We start from the raw sequence: 21,059 nt of genomic DNA, 5'->3' as shown, positions 1-21,059 counted from the left end.
AGTTCGGTCGCGGTCGAGCCGAGCGTGACGAAGGCGTTGTCGGTTCCCCAGCACAGGTCGCCGGTTTGGCGTTGCCCGTTGTTGCCGCCCAGGTCGTCCGAACACGCCTTGTAGCGCCGCTCGATGGAACCGCCGGCCGCCAGTGAGAACCCCTCACCGACCCAGGACGGCTGGTTGTTGGTCGACGCCGTCTTCCCATCGATCGAACCGGAGGAGTAGCTCAGCGCGACCCGGGGGCCCTGCCCGCGATCGCCGGTGGCGTCCGGATCGGATACGACCAGGTGAAGTCACCGGAGGAGCCGCCCGCACTCCAGGTCGCCGCCGGAGACAAACTGGTCGCCGTGTAGTTCCCGGTCGATCCGGACGGTCCGGCCGTCACGGCGAACAATCCACCTTCGGTGCTCAGCTCTGCGCTGACCCGGCCACCCAGCACATCATTGCGCTGCCCGGAAACCGGAGTTTGCCGACAGGCCGGCGCCTGCGGTTTGGTCAGTGCGCACTCCGGCACCGACACCAGCCGCAACCGCGCCGCCCAGTCGCCGCCGAAGGCATGCCGGAACTCGGCATAGCCGACAGTCAGCCGCAGCGGCACCGTGCCTTTAGCACCGTCGGTCCGGGCCAGGCGGATCAGCACGCCCTCCACGCCGGCGCCCGCGGTGCTGGCCCGATCCAGCAGCTCCGCCTTCATCCGGGCGGGGGCGGCGGTTTCGGGCAGGGCAGCAAGCCATACCGGCTGCCCGCCCGCCCGGGCACCGACGTCCGTGCCCGCCGGCGCCGCGCTCAGCGTCACCTCGGTCACGGTCGGCTCGGGCCACTTGACGGGTGGTGCGGCGGTCAACGACCGATCCGGAGCCGGATCGGTGTCGCGCAGCCGCACAGCGACCGGTTGCACCGGCACCGACGGTTCGCGTTGCACGGCCGTTGGCCCGTTCTCCTGCCGCTGCGCCACGGCGGGAGACCACGGCGGAAGCAGGCCCGCCACGAGCGTGATAACCCCGACCACTACCAGCCCATGCGCGCGCCTGCCGAACTTCCCGCGTCCGCAGTTCACGATCGGCCCCCGTCCTCAGTAGAAGTTCGTTCGGGTTCCGTCCCAACCCGGATTCGCGTTCTCCCAGCGAATCGCCGGCGGACTTACCCCGGCCGTGACGTGACCGTCGAAGATGAACAACCTGGTGGCGCCGTCCCCATAGGTGTAGAAGGCCGCGATGTCAGCCCGGCCGTCCCCGGTCAGATCCCGCGCGAGCACTTCGGTATCCGAGGTCCACCAGTTCCCGGCGCCGCTGTCCCACACGTGCGGACCGCCGCTGACCCCGCTCGCCGTGCCGGCGAAGAGGAACAGCCGGGCGTGTCCGCCGCCGTAGTCATAGAATGCGGCGATGTCGGCCCTGCCGTCGCCGTTGACATCCCCGGCGGCCGGGGTGGCGCTGCCCCACCACCAGTTGCCCGGACCCGATTCCCACACGATCACCGGTGCGGCGATGCCGCTTGCAGTGCCGTAGAACATCCAGATCCTGGTCTGTCCGGAGCCGTAGTCGTAGAACGCCGCGATATCGCTTCGGCCGTCCCCGTTGAAATCCCCGGACATCTCCCGGCTGCGGCCACCGTCCCAATTGTTGACCCCGGAATCCCATACGAACACCGGCGCCGCGATCCCGGTGGCGGTGCCGTAAAAGACGAAGATGCCGGTCTCGAAGTTCGCGTAGTGATGGAAGGCGATCAGATCGGTCCGGCCGTCCCCGTTGACGTCACCGGCATGCGGGCGCCCGGACGCCAGCCGCCAGTTGTTCGCGCCGCTGCTCCACGCGGGCGCGGCCGGCACATCGTGACCAACCCCGTTGCCCCGAACAGCCATACGGTGATCCCGTTGTTCCCCTCGTCGCGCAACACCGCCACATCCGACCGGCCGTCGCCGTTGAAGTCGCCGGTCACCGGCTGGATCCGATCGGCGGTGAACGCGGTGTTCGGGCCGCTGTCCCAGGTCCGGACCGGTGCGTACAGGCCCGCACCGTTCGACATCCACGTCAGATAGGCGGTCTCGTCGGCGTCCACCTGCTGCACACCAACCAGATCGGCCAAGCCGTCACCGTTCACGTCACCCCGCACCCGCGGCACCGGGTCGGTGCTCCGCGCCGCGATGAACCGGTACGTCCGCGGTTGCAGGCTGCGGTTGCCGGCCTTGTCCACGCTGTAGACCAACAGCGACTGCCCTCCGGTCAGCCAGGGAACCACCGGCACCACCGCCAGCCGGTCCGGACCGGCTGGCGGCGGCCACAAACGAGGTGGTGCTCTCGGTGAACCCATAGCGGTATCCGTACACGTCCGGATCGGTCGAGCTGAACGTGAACTCGCCGCGCACCCCCACCCGGGCGCCGATGTCGTTCTCCGGGAACGAGGTCGACGTGACCGTGGGCACGGCGGTCGGCCTGGTCGTGTCAAAGACGAAGCCGCACCAACCGCTGGACGCACCCCATACCCGACCATCCCCGGCCACAGCGTGCCACGAGTACGTCACGCCGTCCCGAAGATCACTCGTCGGAACGACCGCGGAGAACCGCCGGCCGGACGGCGCGAACGGATGCACGTAGGAGCCGATGATCTGCCCGCTGCCCGCAACCCCCCACTCGAACCGCATCTCGACGCTCGCGCCGTCCGCGTCGAACCCGGTCGCGAACAGGGTGGGCGACGTGTTGGTGGCCGGCAGATCGGTCCCGGACGCACACGGCAAGTTGATATCGGCGGTCAGCCCACTCGGCGCGCTCGGCGGCGAGTTGTACTCCACCACCAGCGTGGCAGTCTTGCCGAACCGCTTACGGTTGACCGTGTCCCAGTTCGGCGCCTGCATCGCCAGCGTCACACCCTCCCGGCGTTCGGCCGCCACGATCTCCACCGCAGACTTCGCGTCGAACTCCACCCAGTTCGCCGGACAACCGGCGTGACCTTCCTTGAACGCAGCCGACGTCGCAGCCACCGCACGTTCAAACGGCGGTGGATTGCGCCAAGAGGTCGACTGGCTGACCCAGCCGGTCATCACCAACTGGACCGGTGTCGAAACACAGGCGAACGGCGCGTTGTGAATCTGAACCGCCTTGAACGTGGCCGCGATGATCTCCATGCCGCGCAGATCCAACGTGCCGAAGTTGAAATAGGAAATGCTCAGATGGATATTGCCGTTGGTGTGCACGTACGCACCGACCGGGACGTCGGGCCGGTTCTGATCGTCGAAATACCTCTCCTCCGGGAAACCCGAGTCGATGTGGGTCCACCCCATCCGCAGCGCGGTCAGCCACGGATCCACCACCACCGGATACACCGCGTCCGGATCCTCCAGCAGCGTCGCGTCCGGGAGCAGCGCCAACTCAGCGCCGTCAAGTTCCACCCCCACCGCCGACTGCCGGCGCGGCCGCTCCTCCCCCACCTCCGCAACCGCGGGCGCATGATCGGCCGAGTCCTACATGATCGGCGCCCCGACCCGGAAAACCGGCTCCCCAGCGGCGTCCACCACCGACACCGCACCCGACCCGTCCCGCCGAACCGCCAACCCCTCCCCGCTCCACCGATAGCCGATCCGCCGCACCGCCGGATGCCGCGCCGCTTCCCGAGTCTTCACCACAACCAACAACCGCGGCCCCGACGGATCAGCCACCCCCTGCAGATCGACCCCCGGCAACACCTCCGAATAGGTCACCCGATCGCCGGACACCGCCGGCACCGGCAACCGACCCGGCCACCCCAACATCAACCGCCGCTCTCCCTTGGACAACACCACCAACGGCCCGTCCCCACCATTCGAGAAGCGGAAATCCACCGTCGCCGCCACCGGCTCCACCCAACCGCCCCGGACCCGCAGCGTGCTGTCGACCGGAACCCAGACACCACCCCGACGGACCCGAACCGGCAAAGTGTGCTGCTCCAACGTCATCGTCCCGGACGGATTCGCAAACACCTGCGCCGTCTCCGTCCGCGCCGACACCACCTCGACCCGCCTACCCGACACCCGCGCCGCGGCCACCGCCGCCACCTCATCCGGCGCCTCCCCTACCACCCGAACAGGCTCGGCAACCGCCGGCCGGACCAAAAGCACCGGCACTACCACGACCGAACCGACCAACAGCAGAGCGCACGCTGGCAGTATCCAGTGGCATCTCATGACGGACCCCCAGCAGATCAACGCGCGTTCCCACACCGCGTCCCGATCAGACACGCAAAGACTGCACTGACCCCAAACCGCCCAACACCACCAAACGAGTGAACCCAGACACCGTCCTATCACAGCGGCCGGAGCATGGCCGGACTCAAACGCCGATCACCCGCCGGCCGGAGGCCGCAGGCCGCGCTCCGGCATCCGAGTGGACATGCGGTCGGCGAGGGCGGCGATGGTCAGTGCCGGGTTAGCTCCCACCAGCCCGGCATCAGCGCCCCGTCGGCGACGAACAGCCCAGGATGGCCGAAGACCTCACCGTAGGCGTCGCAGACACCCTCGCTCGGGCGGTGTCCCATCGGCGCGCCGCCAAGCGGCCGCACCCGTGATGAAACGGGACGCTAGCCAGGCGGGCAGACCCGCGGAGCGCTCCGCGCCAAGCACGTCCGCGACACGCCGCATGGTCACCCACAAACCGGTCAAAGTGTTCGGCGCTGGCGTCCGGGCTCCACGCAAGGTCGAGCCGGTCGCCGCGCAGCAGCAACCGGCCGTTCGGCACGTCCCGGCCCATTCCGAGCAACGGGCACGGAGCTTCCGGCCGGTCCGGTGCTGAACAGGCGGACGGACTCCGCGCCGTCCTCGAGGTAGGCGCCCGGCCAGGCTCGCGCGGGTCATATCGACCCGGTCGGCAAGGCGGATCGCGCTGGTGATCACCGGGCCGTCGCCGGACTCGATCTCCCAGACCTGCTGCGGTCCTTGGCCCGCAGCACAGCTGCGACGCCAGAAGGTCCGCCGTCCAGTCCACTATGGAGCGGCGGTTGCGGACAGTCTAAAGAAGACAGAAAATGTCAACGACCCGCCCGGTAGGCACCCTTAGAGGTCCTAACAAAATGATCTTGGGACTTGCGTGTGTTGATCTTGGTTGGTAGGACTATGCGGTGCGCAGGGGCGAGCAGCCGCCGTGGATCGTGACCGACGGTCTGTGGGATCGGGTCGAGCCGTTGCTTCCGGTGGTGCCGCGCCGAGCACGACACCCGGGGCGGCGGCGGTTGGACGACCGCCGCGTGTTGTGCGGGATCTTGTTCGTGCTCTACACCGGGATCCAGTGGGAGTATCTGCCCCAAGAGTTGGGGTTCGGGTCGGGCATGACCTGCTGGCGCCGGTTGGCGGCGTGGAACGAGGCCGGAGTGTGGGACCGGTTGCACCAGGTCCTGCTGACCGAGCTGCGCGCGGCCGATGCGCTGGACTTCTCCCGGGCGGTGATCGACTCCTCGCACGTGCGGGCGCTCAAACGAGGCCCAAAAGCGGACCGAGCCCGGTCGACCGCGGCCGGCCGGGCTCCAAACACCATGTGATCACCGACGCTGGCGGCATCCCGTTGGCGGCTTCGGTCACCGGCGGCAACCGCAACGACGTCACCCAACTGCTGCCACTGATCGAGGCCATCCCACCCATCGCCGGGCGACGTGGCCGTCCCCGCAGCCGCCCCCAGGTGGTCTTCGCCGACCGCGCCTATGACCACGACAAATACCGCAGGCTCCTGCGTGCCAAAGGAATCGGCACCCGAATCGCCCGCCGCGGCCAACCGCACGGATCCGGCCTGGGCACCACCAGATGGGTCGTCGAACGCACCATTGCCTGGTACCACGGCTTCCGACGACTCCGCACCCGCTGGGAACGCCGCGACGACATCCACGAAGCCTTCCTCGGCATCGCCACCTGCATCATCACCTACCGACGGCTCGCCGCACTTTGTTAGGACCTCTTAGTCAAATTCCGCGGCCCACAGGAGCCAAGGGGTCCAACCGAGTCAAATGGGCCTACGAGCGCTGTACGCCATGATGACACTGTTACGCATCGAGCCTGATAATCACCGAGGGCGGTTCGCGAGGCCTTGACCTGCGCAAACCCCGCTTCGCCGTCGGGCTGACAGGATTTGAACCTGCGACCCCTTGACCCCCAGGCGGATCGAATTCAGCGCTGTACTCAGAGCCGTTTGTCCAGCACGCCGAGAAGCGTAACACGCCAAGTTTTCGGGTCTCAGATTCTCCCGGAGACTTTTCCATAGACGCTATTTAGTCAAGTAGCGTTTCCGCAGATCAAGTACGGTCCGGCTGAGCGACCTCTCATCGTCGCAGTCATGCAGGCTCGCGCCATAGACCACTTTACTCCCGCGAACGACCGCCGCCGGCGACGTGGCCGACCCACAAGGACATCCCGACTGTCGAGCCGCGCCTGGGCCCGCGACCGCTCTACGGAGGGTCGAACAGTGATTGCTGCTGGTAGTTGACGGTGACTCGGATCTTGTTCTTGGAGCCGCGCCGATTGGCTCGACTATGTGGTTGCCGCGCTGTCAGGAACCGCCTTCGGCGGCGACCATGAGACTGCGTCCTTTAGAAACAACGCCAGCCGATGCAGTGCGGCAGCGGCGAAGACGAACCCAACACGTCCACACTGAGACCCACAAAGGTAACCCACTGACGGCGCAGCGCCACCAGATCCAACAACATGCCGCCGTAGGCCCCCGCACGCCGGACACCGAGCGACTCCAGGATCGAACCACTGCCCGACGCCAAAGCCGCCACCACGGCGAAAATGTACCCGACGACCACCCATCACGTGTGTCAGTTAGACGGCCCCTGTGTGTCCCGATCATCCCGAACGGGTGGGTCGTGCCCCCACCACCGCTCCTTCATACCGCCAGTTACCCCTGACTTCCTCGGATTGGGGGAAGCTCGCGTTCGACTCGCCGCCTTCGCCGCTGTCCGACCTGATCGGACGCCGCCGGGCGATTCTGGTCGGACTGGCCACCGCCGCCGTGGCGGTGCTGCTGTTCGCCACCAGCACCGCCTGGCTGTTCGTCGCCCGGGCAGGTCCTGGCGCCAACACCGGCACCGCCAACCTGGTCGAACTGGAACCCGACGGCGACCACGCCCGCAGCCCCACCCACCGGCACCGCATGGCGGGTGTAACGGCCTCGAGTGCCAGCCACCCGCCTTCATTTCAGTTGGTCGGCTGCCATGCGTTCACGGAGGCTGCGTGGCCTCATGTCGGTCCACACCTCGTCGACGTAGGCGACGCAGATCTCTTTGCTCCCTTCGGTGCCGGTGCCGCGCCAGCCGGCGGGCACATCCTGGTCTGCGGGCCACAGCGAATACTGCTCCTCGTCGTTGATCAGTACCTGGTACTTGATGTCCTCGTCCATGTCACTGCCGTCCTTTCGTCGTTTCCGGTTCGGATGCGTCCATCGCGATGCTCACGTCGCGGGGAAACGTGCGCATAGTGGGGCTGCAGGTCACTAACACCGTGATGACCGCGATGGCCGCGGCGATCAGGAGGACCGCATCGGTACCGGCCACCTGCTGCACGAGCAGGCCCCCGACCACAGGGCCGGCCGACGCGGACACGCCCGAGACCATCCCCATCACCCCGGTCAGCCGGCCGCGCAGCCCATCCGGCGTGAGCAGCAACTGGTAGGTGCTGATCGTCGTGTTCGCCGTCGGCGGCAGCAACGCCATCGCGAAGAACAGCCCGCCCATCAGGAAGCCGTTGTCGATGAGCACGGCCAGGGGGGTGAGTGCGGTCAGGGCCCAGAACACACCGATGATCGACACGTACGGACTCACCCGGCGATGGAGGTACGGCGCGAGCAGGGCACCGAGAATGCCGCCCACCCCGAGCATCGCGACCATGATGCCGATCTCGCCCGACGACACTCCCCGTTCCGTGGCCAACACGATGATGACGATGTAGTAGGCGCTGAAGAAGAAGTTCAGGCTTACCGCGCACAGCACCGTGACCCGTACGTGGCGCTGCTGCCATACCCAACGCAGGCCCTCGACCATCTCCTTACCCAGCTGGCGGGCCGGCTGCCGTTCCACGTGGGTATGCGGCACGCGGACGAACAACAGTGCCACAACCGACAACGTGTGGGTGCACACGTTGAACGCGAACGGCACCAACCTTCCGGCCGCGAAGAGGAAGCCGCCCAGGGCCGTGCCGGACAGCGCGCCGAGCGAGCCGCGGGCGGAGTTCATCGCCACCGCCGTCGACAACTGTCCGTGCGGCACGATCCGGGCCAACGCCGCATCCTCGGCCGGCCCGAACAGGGCATTGCACACACCCATCACGGCCGCGACCACCACCATGTGCGGCACGGCCGCCACGTCCAGCCACAACGCGAAGACGAGACTGGCGACCGCGAGCGCCTGTGCCGCCTCGGCGGCCAGCATCATCTTCTTGCGGTTCCAGCGATCGACCAGTGCGCCGCCTGGCACTCCCACGACGACCTGTGCCAGCGCCGCCACTCCCAGCACCAGCCCGGTCATCGCAGGCGAACCGGTGACCGCGAGTACCAGCAGCGGAAAAGTGATCATCGAGGCGCTGAAGCCGGCCCCCGACAACGCCTGACTGATCCACAACAGGCGATAGTCGCGGTTTCGCGACAGCGAAACGGTCATGGAGACTCAGCCTCCCCTGCAGTCCCGCGCGATGCTCCGGAGAGCATCGGCGAAGTCGCCGGCAACCGATTCGACAGTCGAGCGCCTGTGCAGGTCAGGTTGGTAGAACCAGGAGAACACCAGTTCCGCGTCCTGGACGGCACCGACGACCTCGACCAGGTGATCGGCCCTCTCGGCGGGATCGTGATCCTGTCCCAGCGAGGAGTGCGAGGCTTGATAGAGACCGTCCCCGGTGTCCTTGGCGGTGCCGTCCCACTGCCCGAGATAGTTGAACGCGATCTGCGGCCCCTGTCCGTCGCCGGTCAGGCGCTCACGTGCCGCCGGTGAACCGAGGTGACGCAGGGCTCCGAAGCCGAACCCGTTTCCGGGAATGCCGCGCAGCTGCTTGCGAACCGACCTGATCAGCTCCCGCCAGCGCGGCTCGTCCCCGTCCGGCACGGTGAGCAGGATGGGGAAGACGGTGGTGAACCAGCCGACGGTGCGGGTCAGGTCGACGGCGTCGAGGACGTCCTCCCGGCCGTGTCCTTCCAGGTCGATCGACACGCTGCTGTGTCGGGTCCATCGGGACAACGCCCACGCGAAGGCGCTGAGCAGAACTTCGTTGATCCGCGTGCGATACACGGTGGGTGCCGAACGCAGGAGCGTGCCGGTGTCCTCGGCGTCCAACACCATCGACACCATCGCGGTCGGAGTCCCGGACTCCACGAGCCGGTGCGGGTCGTCCACCGGCAGTTCCCACACGTCCTGAACGCTGGCCCAGTAGTCGAGTTCGTGGTCAAGGCCGCCTGCCGCGACATGTTCGCCGAGCCGGTTGGCCCAGTCCAGGAACGACGTCGTCTTGGTACTGAGGTCGACCGGCTCGCCCCGCGCCGCCTGCTGGTAGGCCATGTCGAGGTCATCGAGCAGGATGCGCCAGGAGACTCCGTCGACCACGACATGGTGTGCCGCCAGGAAGAGATAGGTCTTGCGACCCGCGCCGACCGTGAACAGGACCGCCTTCAGCAGCGGGCCGGCCCCGAGGTCGAAGCTCGCGTGGACCTCGCTGGCCGCCTTCTCCATGGCGGCCAGGTGTCCGTCGGCGTCATCGATGTCGGACAGGCCATGCCGCTGAACCAACGGCATTGCCTCAGGGGCGGCGTTGTGTTGCCGCCACTGCCCGTCGACGCACTCGAACCGCATCCGAAGTGCGTCGTGGTGGATCCACAACGCGTCCAGCGCCTGCTGGAACGCCTTCTCGTCCAGGTCGGCCGTCAGCTCCAACAACATCGACTGGTTGAAGTGGTGCGGATTGACCGTGTGTGACTGGAAGAACCAGTGCTGGATCGGCGTGAGCGGTACCGAACCGACCACCGGTTCCGTTTGACCCCGCACCACGTTCGAACCCGTGACCTCGGGAGCGAGCACGTCGATGGTCTGATGCAGGAAGAGGTCCTTCGATGTCAACCCCAAGCCCGCCTGTCTGGCCCTGGACACCACCTGCATGCTGAGGATGGAATCGCCGCCCAAATCGAAGAAGTTGTCCCGCACGCCGATCCGTTCCAACCCGAGCACCTCCGCCCAGATCTGGGCGAGCGCACGCTCGGTGGGATTACTCGGGTCCACATGCTGGACTTCCAGTTCGGGGGCCGCCGTCAGGGCGGGCAGTCCACGCCGATCGATCTTGCCGCTGGGGCTCAACGGCAGCGCGTCCAGCGACATGAACGCGGCGGGCACCATGTAGTCGGGCAATGTCCGGCCGAGGAACTCGCGCAGGGCAGGTGTGCTGGGTGTGGCCGATCCCGGCGCCGGCACCAGGTAGGCGACCATGCGCTCGCCCTGCACGACCGCAACGGCCTCGCCGACCTCGGGATGCCGGAGCAGGGCGGACTCGACTTCGCCCAGCTCGATCCGGAAACCGCGGATCTTCACCTGGTCGTCGGTCCGCCCCAAGAACATCAGCGCACCCGCCACGGTCCAGCGGACGACATCGCCGGTGCGATACATGCGCGACCCGGGCGACCCGAAGGGATTGGCCACGAACCGGTCAGCGGTCAGCCCGGGACGGTTCAGGTAACCGCGCGCCAGGCCCTTGCCGCTGATGTACAGCTCACCGGAAACACCGACCGGCACCGGACGCAACCCGCTGTCCACCACGTACAAGCGGGTGTTCCAGATCGCTTTGCCGATGGGCGGGGTCCCACTGCCCGTCAGAGGTTCACTCCAGGTCGCCGATACGGTGGACTCCGTCGGTCCATAGCCGTTGATCATCCGAAGGCCCGGCGCCCAGCGGGTCGCCAGATCGGCGGGGCAGACGTCTCCGCCCACGATGAGGGTTCGGAAGTCCGGCAATGACGTCTTCGGAACGGTGGCCAGCGCGGCGGGAGGGATCTCCGCATGCGTCACCGCGCGGTCAGCCAGCACTTGGGCGAGCTGGTCACCCAACAACGGGCCAGGAGGTGGCACAACCAGTGCTGCTCCAGCCGGCAACGACATGCACAGCTCCAGTATCGAGACGTCGAAGCTCGGGGAGGAGTACTCCAGGATGCGATCGCCTGGTTCGACGGCGAAACGATCCACCGCCGCCGCCGAGAGACTTGCCAGGCCGGTATGCGACACGACGACCCCCTTGGGCCGCCCGGTCGATCCGGATGTGTAGATCACATAGGCCGGGTGTTCCAGCAGCAGGGGGGAGATGCGGTCGGCGTCGGTCAGGTCACCAGCACGCACACCATCCACTTCGGACATGAAGCTGGGCTCGTCGAGTACCAGCACGGTGACGTCCTCGGTGACTGTCAGGTTCGAGACCGTGTCGCGACGTGTCAGTATCAGCGTCGGGCGGGCGTCGGCCAGCATGAAGGCGATCCGCTCCGCCGGATAGGCCACATCCACCGGCAGGAACGCCGCCCCGGCCTTCAGGACCGCCAACTGGGCGACGATGATGTCCACCGACCGGGGCAGTGCGAGCGCGACGATCTGCTCCGGGCCGACGCCCCGGTTGACCAACAACCGCGCCAACCGGTTCGCTCGGGCGTTGAGCTCGACGAAACACACCGTCTCGTCCGCGCCGGTGGCGAGCCGCGAGAACACCGCTGGAGCGTCCGGATCACGTCGCACCTGTGCTTCGAACAACTCGGGCAACGTGACGGCGGGCACGTCCCGATCCGTGTCGTTCCACTCGACCAGCACCCGTCGGCGTTCGGCGTCGGACAGCAGCGTCAGTCGCGACACCAACTGTCCCGGATCGTCGGCGATGTCACCGAGCAACACCCCCAGGTGATCGGAGAGCCGCTCAATTGTGGCGGCGTCGAACAGGTCGGTGTTGTAGGTCAGTGCGACCCGCAGGCAGCCGTCGACCTCTTGGAACTCGATGGTGACGTCGAAGCTCGCCGACGTGACCGGCAGTGGAAGGTCCTCGACCTCGATGCCGGGCAGCCGGGCCGGCTCCTGTGGCGTGTTCTGGAGCACGACCATGACCTGGAACAGCGGAGTGCGGCTGGTGTCGCGGTCGGGTCGAACGCCGTCCACCACCCGCTCGAACGGAAGGTCCTGACGATCGAACGCGTCCCGGACGGTCTCCCGTACCACGTCGAGGAAGTCGGTGAACGCGACGTCGCCACGCACGTGGGAGCGCAACACCAATGTGTTGACGAAGAATCCGACGAGCCCGGCCAACTCGGCGCGCTCACGGCCGGAGGCTACGGTGCCAACGGCCACATCCTCCTGCCCTGACCACCGCCCGAACAGGACCTGGGTCGCCGCGATGAGCGTGGTGAACAGGGTGGTCTCCCGCTCCCGGCTCAACTTCTTGAGCCGAGAGGTGACCACCGCCGGAATCACGGTCTCGCACGCCGCGCCGTTCGTCGAATGCACCGCCGGCCTCGGACGATCCGTCGGCAGCTCCAACGGCGCGACGCCCGCGAGTTGCCGGCGCCAGTATGACAACCGCTCGTCCAGCACGCTGTCCGACAGCTGTCCCCGCTGCCAGGCGGCGAAGTCCGCGTATTGCACCGGAAGCGGCGGCAGGTCTGCCTGCTCGCCGCGCAGGGCCGCGCCGTACAGCACGCTCAACTCGCTGGCGATCACCCCGTTCGACCAACCGTCGGTGATGATGTGGTGCACGGCCACGGTCAGCACATGCTCATCGGCTGCCAGTCGGACCAGTCCCGGCCTCATCAGCGGGCCACGGCGCAGGTCGAACGGGCGCCGGCCCTCCTCGTCCATGATCCGCGCCAGTTCGGCGACGATGTACGTACGAGACCACTGGGACAGGTCGACAACGGGCACCAGGACCGCCGCGGGCGGATGCACGATCTGGACGCCACGGCCCACTACCGAGTCGAAGGTCGTGCGGAGCGACTCGTGCCTGGCCACCAGCGCCGTGAACGCTTCGGACATCGCGTCGACGCTCAACTCGCCGACCAGACGCACGGCGGTCAACGCGACGTAGTCGAGGCCACCGGGCTCGAAGTCGTCGAGAAACCACAGCCGTTGCTGGGCGAACGACTGCGCGACGGCGGTACCGTCCCTTGGCAGCACCGGAATCCGGTCACCCGCGCCGACATGGTCCGCATCGATCACGGCGGCCAAGCCGGCGACGGTCGGGTTGGTGAACACGGCTCGCGGGGACACACTCACCCCGCGGTCGGCGAGCAGCCTGGATACCAACCGGATGCTCAGGATCGAGTCGCCACCGAGTTCGAAGAAGTTGTCGGCGATCCCGACCCGCTCCACCCCGAGCAGTCGCGCCCAGATCGCGGCGACCCCTCGTTCGAGCTCGGTACGCGGCGCCACATATTCCTCGCCTGACGACCTGCCGGAATCGGGTGCCGGAAGCGCCCGCCGGTCCACCTTTCCGTTGTGGTTCAGTGGCAGCTCGCCAACGACCGTGATCACCGCCGGCACCATGTACTCCGGCAGCGTTGCCACGGCATGTGCGCGCACGTCCGAGGGCTCAATGGTCGCACCGGCCGCCGGTACGACGTAGGCGATCAATCGCTTGCTGCCCGAGCGATCGTCGATGACCGCCACGGTCTCACCCACGGTGGAGTGGGCGGTCAGCACGGCTTCGACCTCACCCAGTTCGACCCGGAACCCGCGCAGCTTGACCTGCTCGTCCGATCGCCCGAGGAAGTGGAGATCGCCGTTCGCGGTCCGCCGGACGACATCCCCGGTCCGGTACATCCGCTCCCCCACGACACCAAGTGGATCGGGCACGAATCGCTCCGCGGTCAGCCCCGGGCGGTTCAGGTAGCCGCGGGCCAGTCCCAGACCGGCGATGCACAGTTCTCCCGGCACTCCTCGCGGCACCGGCCGCAGGGCTCTGTCAAGCACATAGCAACGCATGTTGTCCAGCGGGCGTCCGATGGGCACCGGCTCGGTCACTGCCGCTGACTCGGCCATCCGATGGGAGGTGGCAAATGTAGTGGTTTCGGTAGGACCGTATCCGTCGACCAGGACCAACCCAGGACACGCTTCCAGGACGTGGCGCGCCGCCGCCGCCGGGACCACGTCGCCACCGGTCCACACCTCGCGGACGCCGGCCAGGCAGCTCGGCGCGTCCTGAGCGACCAACCGGAACAATCCCGAAGTGAGCCACAATCCGGTCACCTGATGCTCGGATATGGCCTGGGTCAACGATTGCACGCTCAGGTCCGGGGTTTGCGCCAGCACGACCTGGCCGCCGGTCAGCAACGGCAGCCACAGTTCGTAGGTCGAGGCGTCGAACGCCGGCGGTGAATGGGCTAGCATCCGCTCGTGGGCGCCGCCCAGGAAACAGCCGTCGAAGGCCAACGCCACCACGTCTCGATGAGCTACCGCTACACCTTTTGGTGTCCCGGTCGATCCAGAGGTGTACATGACGTAGGCCAGATTGTCCTGATGCATGGCCACGTCCGGGCCTGTTGGCGAGCCGGCTGTGTCGATGAGCACGACCTGTCCATCATGGATCTCGCGGGCGGTCGACTCCCAAACAGGATCGGCAACCAGCACCGACACACCAGCCTCCGCCAGCACCAGGCGCATGCGTTGCTGTGGCGCTCGGATATCCATGGGAACGTATGCCCCGCCGGCCTTCAGCACCGCCAGTTCCGCGACGCAGCATTCGAATGATGACTCCACCAGGAGGCCGACCCGGTCTTCCGGCCGAACACCAAGTTCCACCAGCCGATTCGCCAGGTGATTCGAGCGGGAATCCAGGTCCGCGTAGGACAGGGTGGCGGACCGGCCCACCACCGCCGGCGCATCCGGCGTGCGAGCTACCTGCTTCCGGAACAGTTCGGGGACCGTCGCCGTGGGCACGGCGCGCTGGGCACCCCAGGATTTCAGGACAACGCGGACCCGCTCGTCTTCGGACATCCACGCCGTCCTGGACAACGAGCTGCTCGGATCGGTGGCGATTCCGTTGAGCAGCAAGCGAAGGCGGTCGGCCATCGTCGCGACCGAGTCCGCGTCGAACAACGCCGGATCGTAGGCGATGTCGAGAGCGAGCCGGTCGCCAAGGAAAGCACGCAGGCACAGTGGGAAGTTCGTCGAGTCCGAGGCCTCCACGTCCAGCACCTGTGGCGCTCCCGCGATCGCGGGTTCGCTGATCGGATAGTTCTCGAACACGACCATGCTGTCGAACAGGTTCTGACCGGCCGCGACATCGCTCCACAGCCGCAGCTGTCCCAAAGACACGAAGTCGAAGCCGCGCGACTCGCTCTGCGTGGCCTGTAGCTCGCGCAGCCACCGGGTCAACGTCCATCCACCGTGGATCTGGACCCGGGTCGGCATGGTGTTGATGAACATGCCGAGCATCGATTCGACACCGGGCAGTTCGGCCGGGCGGCCCGAAACCGTAGTGCCGAACAGAACATCCTGTTCGCCGCTGTAGCGGGACAGCAGCAGCGCCCACGCCCCCTGGATGATCGTGTTGACGGTGAGGGCGTTGCGCTTGGCGACCTCGTGCAACCTGCTCGTCTCGGCGACGGAGAGTTCGATACGGACCGACTCGCCGGATTGCGTCCGGTGGGCCTGCACCGGCCGGCGGTCGTAGGGCAACGGGGTCGGCGACTCGAACCCGGACAGTACCGTCCGCCAGTACTCCTCGGCCTGCCCGGTGTCCTGCTCGGACAACCAACCGAGGTAGTCCCGGAACGGGCGGCGAGCGGCCGGCTCACGCCCATCCGCGTACTGCTCGCACACCTCCGAGAACACCTGCGCCGCGCTCCACCCGTCGAGCAGGACATGGTGCGAGGTCCACACCAGCAGCACCTCGTCGTCGGACAGCGCGACTATCGCCACCCTGGTCAGCGGTCCGGTGGCGAGATCGAACCGGTCGGCGCGATCCCGTTCCAGCAGGCCCCGCAGGTCGGCCTCGCGGTCGACCTCGGACCGGTTGCGCCAGTCGTACTGGGCAATGGGCAGTACCACGTCACGGTCCACGACCTGCACCGGCTCGTCGACGCCTTTCCACACCAACCTGGTGCGAAGCGCCGGGGTCCGGTCCACCACCCGTTGCCACGCCTCGCCCAGCCCGCGCGGATCCGGCACACCCGACAGCCGGATCCGGAGCTGCTCGAAGTACGCGGCCGACTCGACGTCCATCAGACTGTGGAAGAGCATGCCGGCCTGCAGCGGCGTCAACGGGTAGATGTCCTCGACCGACCGGCCGTCACCGATCAGACTGTCCACAGTGAACTGATTGAGGCCGGCGAGCGGGAAGTCCGACGGGGTACGCCCGCCCGCTTCCGGCGAACCACAGTGCGCGACGATCTCCCGCAGCGCCGCCATGACCTGTTCGGCCAGCCGCAACACGGTGTTCTCGTCATGCACGGCCGTGGAGTACGTCCAGCCCAGCTCCAACTCGCCGTCCGCTACGGCGCCGATCACGTCCACCAGGTAGGTGCGGAGCCGGCCATCGTCGGCGTCCTGGCCGATGCCGGCGCCCCAGGACCGGTAGAAGCCGCGCGCGTCCGCCATGGCGTTCCACTGGCCGTGGTAGTTGAAGGAGATCTCCGCCGACCGGTCGGCGCGCAACGGGCTGTCCGTGCTCAGGTATCGCAGTGCGCCGTAGCTGAGTCCTTTGTGGGGAATGGCGCGCAGTTGCTCCTTGACGGACTTGAGGACACCACCCCAGTCCTCCGTGCTGGGCACCGCCAGGGCCACGGGGAACTCCGCGGTGAACCAACCGACGGTCCGCGACAGATCGATCTGGTCGAGGATCTCCTCGCGACCGTGTCCCTCCATGGCCACCAGGACCCGCTCACGACCGGTCCACCGCGACAGCACCCGGCCGAGCGCGCTCATCAGCACGTCGTTGACCTGCGTGCGATAGACCTCGGGAACCTTGCGCAGCAGGGCGTCGGTGGTTTCCCGATCCAGCCGCACCGAGATCGTGCGGGTGGAACCGACCGTGTTGGTCCCGGGCCGGTCCACCGGTAGCTCGGGTGACGCTTCGCCGCTGGTCCTGACCCAGTGCGCCAGGTCGTCGTCGAGGCCGCCGGCCAGCACGTGGTCGGTCAACTGCCGCGCCCACCGCTGGTAGGAGCTCGTCCTGAGGCCGAGATCGATCGGTTGACCGGCCAATGCCTGATGGTAGGCAACCTCGAGGTCACCGAGCAGGATGCGCCACGAGACGCCGTCCACGACGAGGTGATGAACGGTCAGGAAGAGCTGGGGCGCCCGTTCGTCGCCGAAGGTGAACAGCACCGCCGCGACGAGGGGACCGTCGAAGACGTCCAGGCTGGACTGAGCGGCGATCGCGGCCTCATGCTTGGCGGCTTCGGAGAGATCATGGTGACGCACCACGGGGATGTGCTCGAGGGGCGCGGGTTCCTGCTGCCAGTGCCCGTCGACCCGGGTGAACCGGGCTCGTAGCGCGTCGTGGTGCGCCACGAGCGCGTCCACCGCTGACGACAGCGCATCCGCGTCGAGGTCGGGGGGCAGCTCCCCGAGCGTCGACATGGTGAAGTGGTGCGGATCGCCCTGCTCGGTTTCCAGGAACCAGCGCTGGATGGGGGTACCGGGCGCCGGGCCGGTGATCAGATCGGGCACGGCCGGTCCGAGCGACGAATCCGCCTCGACGACGACCGCGAGTTCGGCGACGGTCTGGTGCCGGAAGATGTCCTTCGAAGTGAGCCGTAAACCCGCGTGTCTGGCCCGGGAGACGACTTGGATGCTCAGGATCGAATCGCCGCCGAGGGCGAAGAAGTTGTCCTCCGCGCCCACTCGCTCGACGCCGAGCACCTCGGCCCAGGTGTCGGCCAACTGTCGCTCGACCGCCGTGCGCGGGGCTCGCCAGCTCTCATCCGACTCCTGCTGGCGTCCCGGAGCGGGCAGTGCACGCCGGTCGACCTTGCCACTCGTGGCCATGGGCAGCCGGTCGAGCACGACGAACGCCGACGGCACCATATAGTCCGGGAGGCTCTGCTTGAGCCAGGCGCGAAGTGGCAATGTCCCCGGTGTCGTGTCACCGCTGGGCACCAGGTAAGCCACCAGCCTCAGGTGCCCGTCGTCCGTACGGGCAACGACGACGGCCTCGGCGACTTCCGGGTTCCCGCGTAGGGCTGCTTCGACCTCACCGGGTTCGATGCGGAAGCCACGGATCTTGACCTGCTCGTCGACGCGACCCAGGTACTCCAGTGACCCGCCGGCCGTCCAGCGCACCCGGTCGCCGGTACCGTACAGCCGGCTGCCCGGCGGCCCGAACGGGTTGGCGGGGAACCGCTCGGCCGTCAGTCCCGGTCGGTTCAGGTAGCCACGGGCGAGCCGGCTGCCCGCGAGGTGGAGTTGGCCTGGTACGCCGATCGGCACGGGGCGCAACAACTCGTCGAGCACGTAGGCCCGCACGTTGTGGCCTGGCCGGCCGATCATGGGGCTGCTGTGGGCGTCGAGCCGCGTCCACACCACGTCGACCGTGCACTCGGTCGGTCCGTAGTAGTTGTAGCTGACCGTGCCGTCGATGGCCGACAGGTCACGCCACAACGCTTGGTCGACGGCCTCTCCGCCCAGCATGAGAACTGACGGTTGATGGCGCTCGCCGGCGAAGAGGCCGGCCAGGAGTAGTTGCTGGACATGGGAAGGAGTCGAGTCGACCACATCGATGTGCCGGCTGGCTAGGTAGTCCACCAACGCTTGGGGGTCCAGCCGCAGGACGTCATCGATCAGGTGCAGCTCGTGACCGTCGGCCATCATCAGCAAGCCGTCCCACGACGCGTCGAACGAGAATGCCGACGTCAGGGCCACCCGCAACCGGTTCGACCCCTCGACCGCACCGAACTCCGCCCGGTGGTCGTGGGCCAGGTGGGTCAGGGCCCGATGGTCGACGACCACGCCTTTCGGCAGCCCGGTGGAACCGGAGGTGTAGATGGCGTACGCGGAGTTGCCGGCCGCCAGCGGGCGGGCCCGTTCGGCGTCGGTCAGATCGGCGCCGGAGCCGTCGGGGGCCGTGTCCGAGTCGATGACCAGGATCGGCCGGGCGTCCCCCAGCACGAAGTCGATCCGGTCCGGTGGCAGCTCAGGATCCAGCGGCAGGTAAGCCGCTCCCGTCTTGAGCACGGCGAGAATCGCCACGACCTGTTCGGCCGACCGGGGCAGTGCCACGGCCACGAACCGCTCGGCAACCGCACCGCGGTCGATCAGATGACGGGCCAACCGGTTCGCCCGGGCGTCCAGCTCGGCGAAGGTCAACGCCGTATCCTGGAACACCAGTGCGGTCGCGGCGGGGGTCCGCGCGGCCTGTGCCTCGAACAGCTCCGGGAACGTCGCCGAGGGCACGGAGACATCGGTGTCATTCCAGGCGACGAGGAGTTGCTGCTGTTCGGCGCCCGCCAGGAGGTCAAGTCGCGCCATGGGCCGATCCGGGTCGGCCACGACAGCCTCGAGCAGTACGCCAAGGTGGCCGACCAGCCGGTCGATCGTGTCCGCGTCGAAGAGGTCGGTGTTGTAGTCGACCACTCCGCGCAGACCGTCGTCGTGTTCCTCGAACTCGAAGCCGAGGTCGAAGCTGGCCGTCGTGATCGGCAGCGGATATTCACTGACGGTGAGACCGCTCAGTTCGGGCAGCCGGTTGCCCGCGTTCTGCAACGTCACCATCACCTGGAACAGCGGCGACCGGCTCGTGTCGCGGTCGGGTCGAAGTTCGTCCACCACCCGCTCGAAGGGCAGGTCTTGGTTGGCGAAGGCGTCCAGCACTGTCCCACGGACTTCGGCCAGGAACTCCCGGAAACCACGCCGACCGTCGATGTGCGACCGGAGCACGAGGGTGTTGACGAAGATGCCGACCAGCCGCTCCACTTCCGGCTGCTCGCGGCCGGAAGTCACGGTGCCGACGGCGATGTCGTCCTGACCGGACAGCCGCTGCAGCAACAGCTGGCAAGCGGCCACCAGTGTCATGAACAGCGTCGTGTCCTTCTGGCGCCCCAACTCCCTGAGTTCGGCCGTCACCCCCGCGGGGACGGTGAACTCACGCGAGGCGCCGTTGGTGGTCTGAACGGGGAGCCGGGGGCGATCGGCCAGCAGCTCCAGCGCGGCAAGTCCGTCGAGCTGACGTCGCCAGTACTCGATCTGTTCGCGCATCGCGTCGTCTGCCAGGCGTTCCCGTTGCCACACAGCGAAGTCCGCGTACTGGATCGGCAACGCCGGCAACTCACCGGGACCGTCGTACAGCAGGCTCAACTCTTCGGCCAGCACGCCCATCGACCAGCCATCGGTGATGATGTGGTGCATGGACAGGACGAGTGCGTGCTCGTCCGCGGCCAGCCGCGCCACCATGACTCGCACCAGTGGACCGCGCCCGAGTTCGAATGGACGGGTGGTGTCGTCCTCGATCAGCCTGCGGAGCTCCGCCTCCCCCGGCACCTCGACCACGGCCACGGCGAGTTCGTACGGCGGGTGCACGAGTTGCCGCGGCCGCCCGTCGACCGACACGAAGGTGGTGCGCAATGACTCGTGCCTGGCGACCAGCGAGCTCAACGCGCGGCCAAGGGCGTCGACGGACAATTCACCACGCAGGCGCACGGCGAACACCGTGACGTACTGGGCACTGTCCGGATCGAACTCATTGAGGAACCACAACCGTTGCTGTGCGAAGGACAACGGAAGATGCTGGTCGCGGCGCACGGCCGGGATCGTCGCCGCGACCGGTGCGCCGGTTTTCGCCGGCAGGTCGGCGGCCAGTGCGGCAGGCGTCGGCAAGGAGAACAGTGCGCGCGGCGAGACCTCGGCGCCGAAGGCCGCGCGCAGCCGGGAGGCGACTCGGATGCTCAGGATCGAGTCACCGCCAAGCTCGAAGAAGTTGTCCGTCATGCCGACCCGATCGACACCCAGCACGTCGGCCCAGATATCCGCGACAGTGCGCTCGGCATCGGTGCGAGGTGCTTCGTACCCGCTGCTGGCCACAGCGTCGACGTCCATGGCACGCAGTGCCTGCCTGTCCAGCTTCCCGTTGCGGGTCAACGGGAATTCGGTCAGCGGTACGAAAGCCGACGGCACCATGTAGT

11 protein-coding genes (1 of these 11 only partly in view) are annotated in these 21,059 nt (G+C 67.6%); 1 reads left to right on the top strand and 10 read right to left on the bottom strand.

The window, feature by feature from the left end; genetic code table 11:
* Window positions 1-220: 220 nt before the first annotated feature.
* From VFV67_RS36640 to VFV67_RS36615, 6 genes are all read right to left on the bottom strand, one after another.
* Entirely contained in the window at window positions 221-892 is a 672-nt protein-coding gene (locus VFV67_RS36640) for a hypothetical protein (RefSeq protein WP_326475326.1), read from the bottom strand.
* Between the two features lie 174 nt (window positions 893-1,066).
* On the bottom strand, window positions 1,067-1,822 hold the full coding sequence (locus tag VFV67_RS36635; RefSeq protein ID WP_326475325.1) for a VCBS repeat-containing protein: 756 nt from the start codon (window positions 1,820-1,822) through the stop codon (window positions 1,067-1,069).
* Window positions 1,720-2,094 (bottom strand): VCBS repeat-containing protein, encoded by a 375-nt coding sequence (locus VFV67_RS36630; protein ID WP_326475324.1) that lies wholly within the window; start codon window positions 2,092-2,094, stop codon window positions 1,720-1,722. The genes VFV67_RS36635 and VFV67_RS36630 overlap by 103 nt, the downstream gene beginning before the upstream one ends.
* A gap of 1 nt (window position 2,095) precedes the next feature.
* Window positions 2,096-3,313, bottom strand: a complete 1,218-nt coding sequence (locus VFV67_RS36625; RefSeq protein ID WP_326475323.1) for a DNRLRE domain-containing protein — start codon at window positions 3,311-3,313, stop codon at window positions 2,096-2,098.
* A gap of 138 nt (window positions 3,314-3,451) precedes the next feature.
* Window positions 3,452-4,204, bottom strand: a complete 753-nt coding sequence (locus VFV67_RS36620) for a hypothetical protein (protein ID WP_326475322.1) — start codon at window positions 4,202-4,204, stop codon at window positions 3,452-3,454.
* 176 nt (window positions 4,205-4,380) lie between these two features.
* Window positions 4,381-4,524 carry a GMC oxidoreductase gene (locus tag VFV67_RS36615; protein ID WP_414636407.1) on the bottom strand — a complete coding sequence of 48 codons (144 nt, stop codon included), beginning with the start codon at window positions 4,522-4,524 and terminating at the stop codon, window positions 4,381-4,383.
* A gap of 582 nt (window positions 4,525-5,106) precedes the next feature.
* Here VFV67_RS36615 and VFV67_RS36610 point away from each other — a divergent pair.
* Window positions 5,107-5,900 (top strand): IS5 family transposase gene (locus tag VFV67_RS36610; RefSeq protein ID WP_326475338.1). Its coding sequence is split into 2 segments (ribosomal slippage): window positions 5,107-5,443 and window positions 5,443-5,900, totalling 795 coding nucleotides; the frame shifts between segments, so codons are not numbered across the junction.
* Between the two features lie 634 nt (window positions 5,901-6,534).
* On the opposite strand, the gene VFV67_RS36605 is transcribed toward VFV67_RS36610, so the two are convergent.
* The 4 genes from VFV67_RS36605 to VFV67_RS36590 form a co-directional block, all read right to left on the bottom strand.
* A complete protein-coding gene (locus VFV67_RS36605) occupies window positions 6,535-6,753 on the bottom strand; it encodes a hypothetical protein (protein ID WP_326475320.1) in 219 nt (72 codons plus the stop codon).
* A gap of 386 nt (window positions 6,754-7,139) precedes the next feature.
* Window positions 7,140-7,346, bottom strand: a complete 207-nt coding sequence (locus VFV67_RS36600; RefSeq protein ID WP_326475319.1) for an MbtH family protein — start codon at window positions 7,344-7,346, stop codon at window positions 7,140-7,142.
* 1 nt (window position 7,347) lies between these two features.
* Window positions 7,348-8,601, bottom strand: a complete 1,254-nt coding sequence (locus VFV67_RS36595; protein ID WP_326475318.1) for an MFS transporter — start codon at window positions 8,599-8,601, stop codon at window positions 7,348-7,350.
* A gap of 6 nt (window positions 8,602-8,607) precedes the next feature.
* Window positions 8,608-21,059, bottom strand: partial view of a non-ribosomal peptide synthase/polyketide synthase gene (locus VFV67_RS36590; RefSeq protein ID WP_326475317.1) — the 3' portion only. Its footprint extends 7,375 nt past the window's final position; the window shows 12,452 of its 19,827 coding nt (coding positions 7,376-19,827); its start codon lies off the right edge, out of view — the gene reads right to left on this strand; the stop codon is at window positions 8,608-8,610.

This window comes from Actinophytocola sp., from assembly GCF_035762905.1.
Taxonomy (GTDB): domain Bacteria; phylum Actinomycetota; class Actinomycetes; order Mycobacteriales; family Pseudonocardiaceae; genus DASYTH01.
The sequence above is the reverse complement of the archived record's forward strand: the minus strand, read 5'-3'. Positions and strand labels throughout refer to the sequence as shown.

What these genes read in the sequence shown, in the direction of transcription:
- VFV67_RS36600 (WP_326475319.1), bottom strand. Translation starts at nt 7,346, where the DNA reads ATGGACGAGGACATCAAGTACCAGGTACTGATCAACGACGAGGAGCAG.
- VFV67_RS36595 (WP_326475318.1), bottom strand. Translation starts at nt 8,601, where the DNA reads ATGACCGTTTCGCTGTCGCGAAACCGCGACTATCGCCTGTTGTGGATC.